Genomic DNA, 13,975 nt, shown 5'->3' with positions numbered 1-13,975 from the left:
AGCGGGACGACCGTATGCGGACAGACCGGTGACACGACGGACGGTTGTCCATCGCACCACCGGAAGGGGTGAACACGCGTAACTTTCGCCCCCCAGTAGCGTTCAGTCGCGCTACGGTGCGAATCAGTTACGGAGGGTCAGGCTGCGGCCCGTGGCCTGCGCGCCTCGGCCACCTCCTGGCCTGCGCCCCTCAACTGCCGGGGTACACCCAGGCGTTGGGCTTGCACTTGATGCCCTTGAGGTCGAGTGTCTTGGTCTGCTGCTGCATGATCGGCGCGAGAACGCCGGGCGTCCGGCAGCTCACGTGGTCATGCCCGAGCCGGTGCCCGACCTCGTGGTTGATGAGCATCTGCCGGTACTCGAACATCCGGTCCTTGCCGAAGGTCTTGGCCCCCTGCGCCCACCGGAAAGCATTGATCATGACGCGGTCGGTCGCCGCCGAATCGCAGCTGACATTGTCGACGGTCGTGTCCAGACCGGACTTGGCGCACCACACGCCGGTGGTCCCGGGGCTCGCGAGCGTGATGACGAAGTCCGCGCTGCCGGTCGAAATGCGCTCGAAGGTCATCGCGCCGTCGTGCGCCCAACTCCGGTCGTCGTTCAGGGTTTTCTGCACGGCATCGGCGAACAGCGCGCCGTCGAGCCCGAGTCCCTTTTCGACATCCACCCGGTAGGAGAACTTCTGCCCCTTGCCGGGCGCCTGCTGGAATCCGCCGACCGCGTCGAAGCCGCCCTTCGCCGTCAGCTCGGGGTCGAGCGGCAGGGGGACGGCCATCTTCTGCTCGTACGTCGCCGGGGCGGCCACGGCCTCCTTTGGCGGCGGCCGTTCGTCCGGGCCCGAACGCGAGGCGTCGCTCTCCTCGGTGCTGCGCTGCTCACCCGCGGCCGGGGCCGCGACCTGCTCCTTATCGCCCTGCGCGACCTGCCCGCCCACGACCACGGCGAGCACGGTGGTTACCGCGGCGGCGGCGATCCCCGTGAAGGTCCGCCCCTTGCCGCCCTTGGCAGGCGCCTCGATGGCGTACTCGCCGTCGACACCGTCGTCGTCATCCGCATCCGCGTCCGCCGCGAGACCGCGCACGTGCGCGTCCGGCGTGCGACGACCGTCCCAGTTGGTGACCGAGGCGTACGGATCGCGCGTCACGGTCCCCGCAGCCGCGGCGGTGGCCGTGGCCGTGCCCGTCGCGGTCGGGCCCGTTGTCGTGCGCGGGGCGTCGAAAGCCTCCATGAACTCCTGACGCGGCCCCGGAATCCGCGGCCCGCCCCCGAAGGGTGTGGCGCGCGGCACGCCGCTCCAGTCGCCGTGCCGCCCCGGCACGCCGCCCCAGCCGCCGCCCGGCTCCCGCTGCTCGGGATGCCCGCCGCGGGCCTGCGGAATGCCCTGCGCGGGGGTGCCGGCGCCGCCGTGGGAACCGCGGTACTGCTCGTACTGCTGCGGGGGTGCGGGGCGGGAGTCCTGCCAGCCGCCCTGCCCGTCGGCCGCCGGCCGCGTGCGGTGTCCCTGACCGGGCTCCGGGCGCGCTGTGGCGACCCTTGCCGGTGCGACTCTCTCCGGTGGTATGCCGGAGGTTTCCACGCCCCCCTTGGGCGCAGGGCCTCGGCGACTATGACGTCCCACGCGCCGGATCAGCTCCTACCGCAGTCATTGACCATTTCCCGGAAGGCTCTCGCGATCGTCTCCGGGTATTCCATCATCGCCACGTGTCCGGCGTCGGGCAGTGTCAGCAGCCTGGAGTCACGGAAGGCGGCTGCCGCCCTGCGCGCCATACGGTACGACACGAGTTGGTCCCGCCCGCCGTAGACGAGCAGCGTCGGCACGAGCACCCGTTCCGCCTGGCGCCACAGATTGTGCTGCCCGCCCAGTGTGTACGCATCGACGATGCCGCGCGCCGAGCGGGTCATGGCTTCCCAGAAGTAAGGCAGTTCGAGCCGCCGCTTCATCTCCGCCACGGCGTGCTCGAAACCCTCGGGGGTGACCATCGAGGGGTCTCCGTAACAGAGCCCCATGACCCCCTGGGTGCGCTGCTCGGGGGTCCAGTCCTTGCTCAGCCTGGCGAACAGCGAGGCGACTCCGGGCAGCGCGAGGAGCGCCGTCGGCACCGCCGTGCGCTGCACCCGGATCTCGGGCAGGGCGGGCGACACGAGAGTGAGCGTGCGCACCAGGTCGGGCCGGACGGCCGCGACGCGCGTGGCGACGGCTCCGCCCAGTGAGTTCCCGAAGAGGTGGACGGGCCCGCGTCCGCCGGCCTCCAGCAGTCGGATGACCACGCGCGCGTGACCGGTGATCGAGTAGTTGCCGTCCTCGGGCGGCGCGGAGTCCCCGAAGCCGGGCAGGTCGAGCGCCTCGCTGTCCAGACAGTCGTCGAGCAGCGGCATCAGGGCCGACCAGTTCTGCGAGGACCCGCCGAGCCCGTGCACGTACAGCGCGGGCGGCAGTCCGGCGCGCGCCGGGGGCCGGGAGCGCACATGCAGCGTCAGGCCCGGCAGGGCGACGCTTCGCAGCTTCTCCCCCTCGGCGACCCGCACCGTACTGACCCGTGGAACCGGGGCGGCGGCGACGCTGAATCCGGGCGGCTCGGTCGAAGACATGCGGCAATGTTACGAGACGATCACGCGATGGATCGTGTGTTCGGCGTCACAGATCGCGTAGCGGCCCGCGCCGGGTGCTTCTACGCTCGAAAGGAGGGCACTCGACCCTGGCCCCTGTTTCCGTCGGATTCGCCGAGAAAGGGAGTCACCATGACCGTCGATCCCACAGATCCGGAAACTTTCGAGGAGTCCGACGAGGAGCGTGAGGACATCGGCGGTGAGACGCCCGAGGCCGACGCCGCCGAGCAGCACACCGAGCTGCGACAGGACAGGGACGACCCGCTGACCGGCATCGATCGTGATGCCGCGAACGAGGCGGACGCCGTGGAACAGGCCCGCGTCGTGGCCCTCGACGAGGACGACTACCGCTGATCCGTCCCTGATCAGCCTTCCCCCGCCGCCCATACCGTGAAATTCTGCGTCCGCACCGCACACAGCCGGGTTACCCAAAAGTACGATGGCGGCCGTGGCGCACCACCGCACACGGAAATAGCCGTGCTGTTGAAAGGCCGCGACATTGAAAAACATGGGAGGCGGCGTGACAGCCACCGAGCAGACAGAAGCGGCCCGCCCGCGAGGCACCCGCCTGCCACGCCGAGCCCGACGCAATCAGCTCCTGGGCGCGGCCCAGGAGGTCTTTGTCGCGCAGGGGTATCACGCGGCGGCGATGGACGACATCGCCGAGCGGGCCGGAGTCAGCAAGCCGGTCCTCTATCAGCACTTCCCCGGAAAGCTGGAGCTCTACCTGGCCCTGCTCGACCAGCACTGCGAGTCGCTGCTCCAGGCGGTACGCACCGCCCTCGCCTCGACCACGGACAACAAGCAGCGCGTGGCCGCGACGATGGACGCGTACTTCGCGTACGTCCAGGACGAGGGCGGCGCGTTCCGCCTCGTCTTCGAGTCCGACCTGACCAACGAGCCCGCCGTGCGCGAGCGCGTCGACCGGGTGTCGCTGCAGTGCGCCGAGGCGATCAGTGAGGTCATCGCCGAGGACACCGGCCTGTCCAGGGACGAGTCGATGATGCTGGCCGTCGGTCTGGGCGGCGTCTCGCAGGTGGTCGCCCGCTTCTGGCTCTCCAGTCGCAGCACCATCCCCCGCGAGACGGCGGTGAATCTCCTGACGTCCCTCGCCTGGCGCGGCATCGCGGGCTTCCCGCTGCACGGCACGGACCAGACCTGAGGGTCCCGGGCCGCGCTCCCGGAGCTTGTTCCCGGTGCGTGTTCGCTTCTGGCGTGCGGCGTCACCGCATTCGGGGTCCCCTCACCGGGCTAATGTGTGCTGCGTACTGCGCGATTGATCGCGCACCGCAGCACCGACCGTCGGAGGGACTTAGCCGTGGAGGTCAAGATCGGCGTGCAGCACACGCCCCGGGAGATCGTTCTGGAGAGCGGGCAGTCCGCCGAGGAGGTCGAGCGCGCGGTATCCGACGCGCTGGCCGGCAAGGCGCAGCTGCTCAGCCTCAGGGACGACAAGGGCCGCACGGTCCTCATTCCCGGTGACCGGATCGCGTACGTGGAAATCGGCGAGTCCGCGACGCGCAAGGTGGGCTTCGGCGCCCTTTAGGCGTTACTGGCACTGCAGCACCTGACAGACGGAAGCGGCCCGGTGGGAGATCCCACCGGGCCGCTTCCGTCTGTCTGTTCCCACGGCTGAACCGGCCGCCCGGAGGGTTGTACTCCACGAGCTACGGGTAGTACGGCCAATGACCCATTTGCCCCTTGGTTCCGCGGGAGGAAACTACGTGATCTGGGAAGCTTTCGGCTCCGTCGCCCTCGGATTCGCCCTTGCGTGGGTGGCTGTCCACCGACTGCCCGACCGGCTGCCGTCCCGGCGTCTGGTGCTGCGCGCGGGCCCGCTCGCCGCACTCTTCGGTGCGTACGTCACCCACTCCGCCCTCGGCCCCGGTCATGTCCTCGCGACATTGATCGGCGCGGCGGCCATGGGAGCGGTCCTGCTCTCGCTGCTGGTCCGCCCCACTGGCCGCATCCGCCGTTCGGCGGCGGCGTAGCGCCTCCGGCCGTTACGCCGCCAGGCCCAGCGCCGCCATGCGCTTGGTGTGGGCCTCGGTGATCCGGGAGAACATCCGCCCCACCTCCGCGAGGTCGAAGCCGTCCGCGACGCCGCCCACGAGCATGGTGGAGAGCGCGTCCCGGTCCGCGACGACCCGCTGGGCCTGCGAGAGCGCCTCGCCCATCAACCTGCGCGCCCACAGCGCGAGACGCCCGCCACAGCGCGGGTCGGCCTCGATGGCCGCGCGCACCTTTTCCACCGCAAAGTTTCCGTGACCGGTGTCGTCGAGCACGGCGAGCACCAGCTCTCGGGTGTCCGAGTCCAGCCGCGCCGCGACCTCGCGGTAGAAGTCACTGGCGATCGAGTCGCCGACGTATGCCTTGACCAGACCCTCCAGCCAGTCGGACGGCGCGGTCTGGCGGTGGAAGTCGTCCAGCGCCTTGGCGAACGGCTCCATGGCCTGCGTCGGCTCCTCGCCGATGGCGGAGAGCCGGCTGTTCAGCTGCTCGAAGTGGTGGAACTCGGCGGACGCCATCTTCGCCAGCTCCGCCTTGTCGGACAGCGTGGGCGCGAGCTTGGCGTCCTCCGCGAGCCGCTCGAAGGCGGCCAGCTCGCCGTACGCGAGCGCGCCCAGCAGGTCCACGACCGCGGCGCGGTAGGCGGGCGCGGCGGAGGCCGTGTCCCAGCCCTGGGCTGCGATTCCGGTGTGCCCGGTTTTTTCTTCGGGTGCAGTGGCGTTGTCAGGCGTCTCCATGCAGCGCACAATAGCCCGCTCCTCGCAGTACGTAAGGGCCCGGCCAGTCGCCGTCGTCACACTGTTCCGGTAAATCTTCCCAACACACATGCGCGATTTGGGGGTACAGTGGTAATGCGCCTGCTGATGTACCCAGCGTATGTTGCGGCGCATTTGAATGAGGATGCCCGGTCGGTGGCCCGATCGGCTCCGACCCGACAGCCCTCCACGTGAGTCGTGCGAAAGCGTACGACCGCACATGAGGGTCCCCCTCAGCGGCACGAGCGCTTGAGCGACGGCACGTGGTCCCGCGCCACCCGGCCCATCTGGACCGGATGAGAATCGGCGCGGTACGACCCCCTTCGTTCGCCTCTAGTCGCGTCTCACAGAAGAGGCAGCACCCTGACTACGTTCCGAGACCTCGGGATCCTTTCCGAGACGGCCGAAGCCCTTGAGGCAGTCGGCATCGTGTCCCCGTTCCCCATCCAGGAGATGACGCTCCCCGTAGCGCTCTCCGGCAGCGACGTCATCGGCCAGGCCAAGACCGGCACCGGTAAGACGCTCGGCTTCGGCCTTCCGCTGCTTGAGCGCGTCACCGTCCCCGCGGACGTCGAGGCAGGCCGGGCCAAGCCCGAGAAGCTGACCGAGGCTCCGCAGGCACTGGTCGTCGTCCCCACCCGTGAGCTGTGCCAGCAGGTCACCAACGACCTGCTGACCGCCGGCAAGGTCCGTAACGTGCGCGTGCTCGCCATCTACGGCGGCCGTGCCTACGAGCCTCAGGTCGAGGCGCTCAAGAAGGGCGTCGACATCGTCGTCGGCACCCCCGGGCGCCTGCTCGACCTCGCCGGCCAGAAGAAGCTCGACCTCTCGCACGTCCGCTCGCTGGTCCTCGACGAGGCCGACGAGATGCTCGACCTGGGATTCCTGCCCGACGTCGAGCGCATCATGAACATGCTGCCGGTGAAGCGCCAGATGATGCTGTTCTCGGCGACCATGCCGGGCGCCGTCATCAGCCTCGCCCGCCGCTACATGACGCAGCCGACGCACATCAGCGCGACCTCGCCCGACGACGAGGGCAGGACCGTCGCCAACATCACGCAGCACATCTTCCGCGCCCACAACATGGACAAGCCGGAGCTCGTCTCCCGTATCCTCCAGGCCGACGGCCGCGGGCTCGCGATGATCTTCTGCCGCACGAAGCGCACCGCGGCCGACATCGCCGAGCAGCTCGAAAAGCGCGGCTTCGCCTCCGGCGCGGTCCACGGCGACCTCGGCCAGGGCGCGCGCGAGCAGGCCCTGCGCGCCTTCCGCAACGGCAAGGTCGACGTGCTCGTCTGCACCGACGTCGCCGCCCGAGGTATCGACGTCGAGGGCGTCACGCACGTGATCAACTACCAGTCGCCGGAGGACGAGAAGACGTACCTCCACCGCGTGGGCCGCACCGGCCGCGCGGGCGCCAAGGGCATCGCGATCACGCTGGTCGACTGGGACGACATCCCGCGCTGGAAGCTCATCAACAAGGCGCTGGACCTCCCGTTCGACGAGCCGGAGGAGACGTACTCCACGTCTGCTCACCTGTACGAGATCCTGCGTATCCCGGCCGGCACGAAGGGCACGCTGCCCCGGGGCGAGCGGACCCGTGCGGGTCTGCGCGCCGAGCAGGTCGAGGACCTGGGCGAGACGGGTGGCCGCGGCCGCAAATCCGCTCAGGCCGCCGCCGCTCCGGTCGTCACGGAGGAGCGCCCCGCGCGCACCCGTACGCCACGTCAGCGTCGCCGTACCCGTAACGGCACGCCGCTCTCCGCCGAGGAGGCAGCGGCCAACGCCGCTCCGGTGACCCCGGTCACCGAGGCGCCGGGGTCCTCCGAGGCCCCCGCCGAGGTCCGTACGCCGCGCCGTCGTCGCCGTAGCCGCGTCGCCGACGCGGTCGCACCGGAGCAGGCCGCGGTCGCGGTGGCCGAGGCGCCGGCCGCCGAGGCCGAGGCCCCGACGAAGCCGCGTCGCCGTACGCGTGCCAAGTCCGCCGAGGCCGTCGAGGTCGTGGCGGAGGCCGAGGGGATCGTGGCGGAGGCCGAGGCAGCCGCCGAGGCGAAGCCGCGCCGCCGCACCCGCAGCACCAAGGCGGTGGCCACGGTGTCGGCCCCCGCGACCGCGGAGGCCGTCGAGGCCACCGAGGTCGTCGAGCCGGTCACCAAGCCGCGCCGCCGCACCCGCGCGGCGAAGGCCGAGGTCACGGAGGCACCCGCCGCCGAGGCCACGGAGACCGCCGAGCCGGTCACCAAGCCCCGTCGCCGCGCCCGCGCCACCAAGGCCGAGGTCACGGACGCACCTGCCGCCGAGGCGACGGAGCCGGCCACGAAGCTGCGCCGCCGTAGCCGCGCAGCCACCGCGCAGCCCGAGAGCTGATCGCAGCCCTCCGCCGATGGCCCGGTTCCCTCAGGGGGGCCGGGCCATCGGCACAGGTGCGGCGCGGACGGTGGATCCGGCGCGCGGACACCAAAAGCCGCGGGCGGCGCCGACAAGCCCCGCAGGCTGCCGCGCCGCCCGTACGCGCTAGCCTCGTCGCATGAGCAGGCCGCCCACCTTCACCCCGCCCCCCGGTACCCGAGCCCTCCCCCTGCGCACCACACGCGGGGTGTTCGCCGCGCTCGAAGCCGGACCGGCGGAGGCGGAGCCCAAGGGCACCGCGCTGCTGCTCCCCGGGTTCACCGGGAGCAAGGAAGACTTCATCGCGATGCTGCTGCCACTGGCGGCGGCGGGGTACCGGATCCTCGCTGTGGACGGGCGCGGGCAGTACGAGTCCGATGGTCCGGAGTCCCAGGAGGCTTACGCCCAGGGCGAGTTGGCCCGGGACGTGCTCGCGCAGGCCGAGGCGGCGGGCGCCCCCGTACACCTGGTCGGGCACTCGCTCGGGGGTCAGATCGCCCGCGCGGCGGTGCTGCTCGACCCCTCGCCGTTCGTGTCGCTCACGCTCGTGTCGTCCGGACCCGCCGAAATCGCTCCGTCGCAGCAGCAGAAGGTCCAGCTGCTGACGGACGCTCTGACCGTCATGTCCATGGCGCAGGTGTGGGAGGCGATGCAGGCGGCCTCCACCCCCGAGGAGACGGACACCGACGGACCGGCCCTGCGGGCGCGCTGGCTGCGGCACAGCCCCGCGCAGCTCGTCGCCACCGGCAGGCAGCTGACCGGCGAGCCGGACCGGGTCGCCGAGCTCGCCGCGGCGGGGCTGCCGCTGCACGTGGTCTCAGGGGCGGCCGACGACACCTGGCCGGTGCCGCTGATCGACGACATGGCCGAACGGCTGGCCGCGCGCCGCACGGTGATCGAGGGCGCGGAACACTCCCCGAACACGGACCGGCCCGAGCAGACCGCGAAGGCCCTGGCCGACTTCTGGAACGCGCAGCAGCGAACGTCCTGAACGCTCAGTACTGGGCCTGAAGGTGCTGCCAGAACCCGTCCCGCAGCGCCCGCCGCAGATCCGCGTGCCCCCGCAGCGACCGCTGCAGCAGCCGCTCCGCCTCGACGAGCAGCTCCTGGTCGACGGACCCCGGCAGATACGGGTGTCCGGGCAGCAGGTCGGCCAGCGAGTCCCTGCCCCGCTCCCCCAGCCACGTCGCGGCGATCTGCGCACCGATGAAGCGGACGCTCTCGCGTGAGGGCCGCGGGGTGCCCTCGTTCTCGTACGTCGTGACCGGGCGCCGCGTGACGTACGGCTGGCAGAAGTCGAGCTCGAAGGTGCGCTGGCTGTCGACCTCCCAGAGCAGCGGTTCGGCCTGGTTGCGGCCCTCTCCGGCCTCGATGCCCCACAGGTGGACGCGGGCGCCGTAGCCCTGCGCCGCCTCGACCGCCGAGACCAGATCCTCGTCGCCGCCGACCAGCGCCGCGTCGCTGATGGCGCGGTGTCTGGCGAGCGATTCCAGGTCCGTACGGATCAGGGAGTCGACGCCCTTCTGCTGGTTGTTGGCGTTGAGATTGCCGAGGCGGACCTTGACGTCCGGCAGTTCGGCGATGGATTGCTGCTCCGTGGTGTGAGTGCGGCGCCTGGCTCCGTCGTACCAGTAGACACGCAGCAGCCGGCTGTCCGCGAAGATCGTGCGCGCCTTGTCGATGAAGGCCTCGATGATCCCCTCCGCGTCGAGATCGAAGGACCTGCGGTCCTCGGTCCCGGTCACCAGCAGCCCGGCCGCCGCGTAGACGTATCCGGCGTCGACGAAGATCGCGTGGGTGGAGGGGGTCTTCGCGACCTCGGCGAGCATGCGCTGGAGCAGCTCATTGGTGCGGTCCAGGCGGGCGTTGATCCTGGCGATTTCGGTGGGGCCCGAAGGCTGTGCGTCGTCCATACGGCTCTCATTGTCCGTGGCGCGGCCGAGACGACATAACCGGTACACCTACCAGCGAGTATTTAGATAGCCGAAAGTTTTCTTTAGCTTAGGGAATGATTGCACGGTGCACCCCGTTGTACCCACAGGAACGCGGGGCACTCCAGCCACGCGATCCACTCACCACAGTTCTCCGTCACCGGAGGATCAGACGAAGGGAGAAGCCATGCGCTTCGAGATCATGCGACTGGACGACGTCGACGGTTCCGCCGTCGACTCCACCGTCGTGGACGCCGCTTCCGTCAACCGGATGGTGCAGCAGGCCGCAGCCATGGGCCAGCGCATCTACATCCGTCCGGCCGAGACCTCGGCCTCGTAATACCCGACGCATTCGCTGTTGAGTTTGACGAGTTGATGACGACAAGTCGATGAAGACGATTTGAAGAAGTAGAAGACGTTAGTGAAGCGCCCCCGTACTCCTGTGTACGGGGGCGCTTGTGCGTCGCGACGGGGCCGGTCGTGACGGGGGCCGCCCGGTGGCCGCGCAGGTCCCCGACCGGGGCAGCGCCCGGCGCGGGACCTGTGGTCAGCTGTTCTGGATGACCTGGGTGACGCCGTTGATGATCTGCTGCACGGCGATCGCGGAGAGCATCATGCCGGCGAGCCGGGTCACCAGGACCACGCCGCCGTCCTTGATCACGCGGATGATCACCAGCGAGTAGCGCATGGTGATCCACAGGACGACGTGCATCGCCACGATCGCGGCCCACACCGAGACCTGTGACGTGACGCTGTCGGCGTGCTGCACCGCCAGGATCACCGAGACGATCGCGCCGGGCCCCGCGAGCAGCGGCATGCCCAGCGGCACGAGCGCGACATTGACGTCCTTGGTCTGCGTCGGCTCGTCGTTCTTGCCGGTGAGCAGGTCGAGCGCGATGAGCAGCAGCAGCAGACCGCCCGCGATCATCAGCGCCGGGACGGAGACATGCAGATAGTCGAGGATCTGCTGGCCCAGGACGCCGAAGACGGCGATCACGCCGAACGCGACGCAGACGGCCTGCCAGGCCATCCGGCGCTGCACCTTGGCGGGACGGCCCGAGGTCAGACCGAGGAAGATCGGCGTGATTCCAGGGGGGTCCATAATCACGAAAAGTGTGAGAAAGAGGGATCCGAAAACGGCAAAGTCGAGCACAGTGTGGCCTTGCGAGAAGAGGGTCGTACGGAGGAGGGGTGGCGCGGCGGTGCAGGGATTTCCCCTACGGGCGGGGGCTTCCGCCCGCGCCCGGCACCGGGAACGCGCCGGTGGAGCGCCGGGTGATCTCGCCGTAGATCTCGGGGTCGGTGGTCGACTCCCCGAGCCGTACGGTCTTACGACTGCCGTGGTAGTCGCTGGACCCGGTGGTCAGCAGGCCGAGGTCGGCCGCGAGCACGCGCAGCCGGGCGCGGGTGGGAGCGTCGTGGTCCATGTGGTCGACCTCGATGCCGTCGAGGCCCGCGGCGGCCAGTTCGGCCAGCACGCTCTCGGGGACCGTGTGGCCGCGCCGGTCGGCGCCGGGGTGCGCGAAGACCGTGACGCCGCCCGCCGCCTTGACCAGGCGGATCGCGTCGAAGGGGTCGAGCTCGTGCTTGTCGACGTAACAACGCCCGTCGTTGGCGATCCAGTTGGACGTGAAGGCATCGGAGACGGTCTCGACGACACCGAGCTCGACGAGCGCGGAGGCGATGTGCGGGCGGCCGACCGAGCCGTCGCCCGCGATACGGGCCACCTGGTCCCACTCGATGGGCACGCCCAGCTCCCGGAGCTTGGCGACCATGCCCCGGGCGCGGGGCACCCGGTCGTCGCGCACCAGCTCGATCTCGCTCGCCAGGTCCGGCTCGGCGGGGTCGAAGAGGTACGCCAGCATGTGCAGCCCTATGCCGTCGACGCGGCAGGACAGCTCCGCTCCCGTGACGAGGGTCAGCGAGGCGGGGAGCGCGGCGATCGCCTCGGCGTGTCCGCGGGTCGAGTCGTGGTCGGTGAGTGCCACGACGTCGAGACCGGCGGCAGCGGCGTTGCGCACCAGCTCGGCGGGGGTGTCCGTGCCGTCCGACGCCGTGGAGTGGGTGTGCAGGTCGATGCGCACGACGCGTGACTCCGGGGCTCGGCTGGGCAGGGGGGACGGTCGAAGTCTAACGGCGGTCCGGCGCTTCCCTGCCCGGCCGACCTCGCGCCCGCCCGCCGACGCGCGGCCGACCAGGGAGCCCCGAGGGGCCGGGCGGTGTGCGGCCGGTCAGGACAGGATGCGTTGCGACAGCGCCCCGCACGGCACCAGTTCCACCTCGGCGCCCGCGTCGCGCAGGTCGGTCAGCACGAGCTCGTCGTACATCATCAGCCCCGACTGCTCGGGCCAGACGATCGCCCACAGCCACAGCCCCCGGGCCTCCCCGGCGAAGACGGCCCGGTCGTCGGGCGCTCCGGAGACGTGCCACAGGGGACTGGGCCGACCTGCCGCGAGGACCTTGGCCTGCGGCGGGTGATCAAGCCTCATGTACGCCCCGGGGTCCGGGCCCTCGATGCCGGCATAGCGCGCCCCGAGGCCGACTCCGAGCTCTTCGGCGACCAGCAGCAGCTCGCCCGCGCCGCCGAGCGGTCCGGGTCCCGCGCAGGCGACCGCGGTGGCCCGTGCGCCGCTGCGGTCGTCGCCCGCACAGGTCACACCGGTGAACAGCCAGCCGACCGGCAGGGGCCAGGGCATCCACACCGGGACCTGGGCGCGCTTCACCGCGACGTTGAGCGCCTCGACGCTGGGCGGGATCACGGGCTGCAGCGGGTGCACGACGCCGTGCACATCGCACTGCCAGGAGTCGGCAAAGAGACCGGGCGCCCTGACCCGGCCACCACACTTCGGGCAACTGGGTTCGCCCCTCATAGGTCCCAACGGTCCTCCCCGGCCGTCCCCGCGTCAAGGACGATCACCCTCCGGAGTGCGCTCTCACCTGGCAAAACTAGATGTAACTTGCATTCGTTAGAGTCCCTAACTTATTCTGTGTATATCGCATCGATCTAGCGGAGAGTGGGGAAGTCATGCACGGAGAGGATCCGTTCGACGAGGGAACGGGGAGCATCCTGCGCCAGCCGAAGGCCGTCTGGGCCACGGCGGGCGCGGCCGTCGTCGCGTTCATGGGCATCGGCCTGGTGGACCCGATCCTGCCGTCCATCGCCAAGGGCCTGCAGGCGACGCCGAGCCAGGTCTCGCTGCTCTTCACGTCGTACTTCCTGATCACCGCCGTCGCGATGCTGGTCACCGGCTTCATCTCCAGCCGCATCGGCGGCCGCAAGACGCTCCTGCTCGGTCTCGCCCTGGTCATCGTCTTCGCCGCCCTGTCGGGCACCTCGGACTCCGTCGGTGAGCTCGTCGGCTTCCGGGCCGGCTGGGGCCTGGGCAACGCCCTGTTCGTCTCCACCTCGCTGGCCGTCATCGTCGGCGCGGCGGCGGGCGGCAGCGCCGCCGCGATCCTGCTGTACGAGTCGGCGCTCGGCCTCGGCATGGCCTGCGGCCCGCTGCTCGGAGCCGCGCTCGGCAACGCCAGCTGGCGCTACCCGTTCTTCGGAACGGCCGCCCTGATGGCCATCGGCTTCGTCGCCATCGTCGGCTTCCTCAAGGAGCAGCCGAAGCCGGCCCGCAAGACCTCGCTACTGGATCCGATCAAGGCACTCGGCCACGGCGGGCTCGCCTCCGTCGCCGCCTCCGCCTTCTTCTACAACTACGCGTTCTTCACGGTGCTGGCCTTCACGCCCTTCGTGCTGAACATGACGCCGTACAAGTCGGGCGCGGTCTTCTTCGCCTGGGGCCTGCTGCTCGCGGTCTTCTCCGTACTCGTCGCGCCGCGGCTGCAGAAGCGCTTCGGCACGCTCAAGGTGCTCGGCGGCTCACTGCTGCTGCTCGCGGCCGACCTCCTTGTGCTCGGATACGGGAACCACACGGTGGCCGTCGTGTGCACGATCGTCTCCGGCGCCTTCATCGGCGTGAACAACACCGTCTACACGGAGCTGGCGCTCGGCGTCTCGGACGCGCCGCGCCCGGTGGCGAGCGCCGGGTACAACTTCGTGCGCTGGTTCGCCGCGGCAGCCGCGCCGTTCTTCGCGCCGAAGATCGAGGTGTGGACCGACATCCACATCCCGTTCGTGGTCGCCGCGGTCGCGGCCGTGGCCGGTGCGGGCGTCGTCTGGGTCCGTCGTGCCTCGCTGGTCCACCGCGCCGAGGAGCTGGCGCCGGCGCACGCCACCGAGGACGGTGTCTCGGTCTTCGCCGACCAGCCCGGCTGAGCGGCCTCCCCCGCCGG

The 13,975-nt window shown here is 70.5% G+C and carries 15 protein-coding genes; 8 read left to right on the top strand and 7 right to left on the bottom strand.

From position 1 onward, the window contains the following. Nucleotides 1–190: 190 nt before the first annotated feature. Together ACLLJJ_RS26930 and ACLLJJ_RS26925 are read right to left on the bottom strand one after the other, a co-directional pair. A complete protein-coding gene (locus ACLLJJ_RS26930; protein ID WP_434596154.1) occupies nt 191–1,618 on the bottom strand; it encodes a DUF3152 domain-containing protein in 1,428 nt (475 codons plus the stop codon). An 8-nt stretch (nt 1,619–1,626) separates the two neighbouring features. Then, nucleotides 1,627–2,589: an alpha/beta fold hydrolase gene (locus tag ACLLJJ_RS26925; protein WP_434596152.1), complete on the bottom strand. Its 963-nt coding sequence runs from the start codon at nt 2,587–2,589 to the stop codon at nt 1,627–1,629. Between the two features lie 150 nt (nt 2,590–2,739). On the opposite strand from ACLLJJ_RS26925, the gene ACLLJJ_RS26920 reads away from it, so the two are divergent. From ACLLJJ_RS26920 to ACLLJJ_RS26905, 4 genes are all read left to right on the top strand, one after another. Further along, nucleotides 2,740–2,961: a hypothetical protein gene (locus ACLLJJ_RS26920; protein ID WP_434596150.1), complete on the top strand. Its 222-nt coding sequence runs from the start codon at nt 2,740–2,742 to the stop codon at nt 2,959–2,961. Nucleotides 2,962–3,127: 166 nt separating this feature from the next. Continuing rightward, the gene (locus ACLLJJ_RS26915; protein WP_434596148.1) at nt 3,128–3,769 is read left to right on the top strand and encodes a TetR/AcrR family transcriptional regulator; all 642 of its coding nucleotides are present in this window, start codon (nt 3,128–3,130) and stop codon (nt 3,767–3,769) included. A 156-nt stretch (nt 3,770–3,925) separates the two neighbouring features. Next, nucleotides 3,926–4,153 (top strand): DUF3107 domain-containing protein, encoded by a 228-nt coding sequence (locus tag ACLLJJ_RS26910; RefSeq protein WP_434596146.1) that lies wholly within the window; start codon nt 3,926–3,928, stop codon nt 4,151–4,153. Nucleotides 4,154–4,331: 178 nt separating this feature from the next. Next, nucleotides 4,332–4,598, top strand: coding sequence for a hypothetical protein (locus ACLLJJ_RS26905; protein WP_434596143.1), 267 nt, complete (start codon nt 4,332–4,334; stop codon nt 4,596–4,598). Nucleotides 4,599–4,610: 12 nt separating this feature from the next. Here ACLLJJ_RS26905 and ACLLJJ_RS26900 read toward each other — a convergent pair whose 3' ends face one another. Beyond that, nucleotides 4,611–5,354 (bottom strand): ferritin-like fold-containing protein, encoded by a 744-nt coding sequence (locus tag ACLLJJ_RS26900; protein WP_434596141.1) that lies wholly within the window; start codon nt 5,352–5,354, stop codon nt 4,611–4,613. A 471-nt stretch (nt 5,355–5,825) separates the two neighbouring features. On the opposite strand from ACLLJJ_RS26900, the gene ACLLJJ_RS26895 reads away from it, so the two are divergent. After that, nucleotides 5,826–7,739 (top strand): DEAD/DEAH box helicase, encoded by a 1,914-nt coding sequence (locus tag ACLLJJ_RS26895; protein WP_434596140.1) that lies wholly within the window; start codon nt 5,826–5,828, stop codon nt 7,737–7,739. Between the two features lie 160 nt (nt 7,740–7,899). Further along, nucleotides 7,900–8,751, top strand: a complete 852-nt coding sequence (locus tag ACLLJJ_RS26890) for an alpha/beta fold hydrolase (RefSeq protein ID WP_434596138.1) — start codon at nt 7,900–7,902, stop codon at nt 8,749–8,751. A 4-nt stretch (nt 8,752–8,755) separates the two neighbouring features. Here the strand turns inward: ACLLJJ_RS26890 and ACLLJJ_RS26885 are convergent, their stop codons facing one another. Then, nucleotides 8,756–9,673, bottom strand: a complete 918-nt coding sequence (locus tag ACLLJJ_RS26885; protein ID WP_434596135.1) for an NYN domain-containing protein — start codon at nt 9,671–9,673, stop codon at nt 8,756–8,758. A 205-nt stretch (nt 9,674–9,878) separates the two neighbouring features. Here ACLLJJ_RS26885 and ACLLJJ_RS26880 point away from each other — a divergent pair, with 205 nt between their 5' ends. Beyond that, complete coding sequence (locus tag ACLLJJ_RS26880) at nt 9,879–10,031, top strand: hypothetical protein (RefSeq protein WP_434596134.1); 153 nt, start codon at nt 9,879–9,881, stop codon at nt 10,029–10,031. 207 nt (nt 10,032–10,238) lie between these two features. On the opposite strand, the gene ACLLJJ_RS26875 is transcribed toward ACLLJJ_RS26880, so the two are convergent. From ACLLJJ_RS26875 to ACLLJJ_RS26865, 3 genes are all read right to left on the bottom strand, one after another. Further along, complete coding sequence (locus ACLLJJ_RS26875) at nt 10,239–10,844, bottom strand: MarC family protein (RefSeq protein WP_434596132.1); 606 nt, start codon at nt 10,842–10,844, stop codon at nt 10,239–10,241. A gap of 64 nt (nt 10,845–10,908) precedes the next feature. After that, complete coding sequence (locus ACLLJJ_RS26870; RefSeq protein ID WP_434596130.1) at nt 10,909–11,775, bottom strand: PHP domain-containing protein; 867 nt, start codon at nt 11,773–11,775, stop codon at nt 10,909–10,911. A 147-nt stretch (nt 11,776–11,922) separates the two neighbouring features. After that, a complete protein-coding gene (locus tag ACLLJJ_RS26865; protein WP_434596129.1) occupies nt 11,923–12,561 on the bottom strand; it encodes a DUF6758 family protein in 639 nt (212 codons plus the stop codon). A 155-nt stretch (nt 12,562–12,716) separates the two neighbouring features. Here ACLLJJ_RS26865 and ACLLJJ_RS26860 point away from each other — a divergent pair, with 155 nt between their 5' ends. Further along, nucleotides 12,717–13,958, top strand: a complete 1,242-nt coding sequence (locus ACLLJJ_RS26860; protein WP_434596127.1) for an MFS transporter — start codon at nt 12,717–12,719, stop codon at nt 13,956–13,958. Nucleotides 13,959–13,975: the final 17 nt, after the last annotated feature.

This window comes from Streptomyces sp. A5-4 (assembly GCF_051131715.1).
In the GTDB taxonomy this organism is placed as follows: domain Bacteria; phylum Actinomycetota; class Actinomycetes; order Streptomycetales; family Streptomycetaceae; genus Streptomyces.
This window is presented reverse-complemented; position numbering and strand designations above follow the sequence as displayed.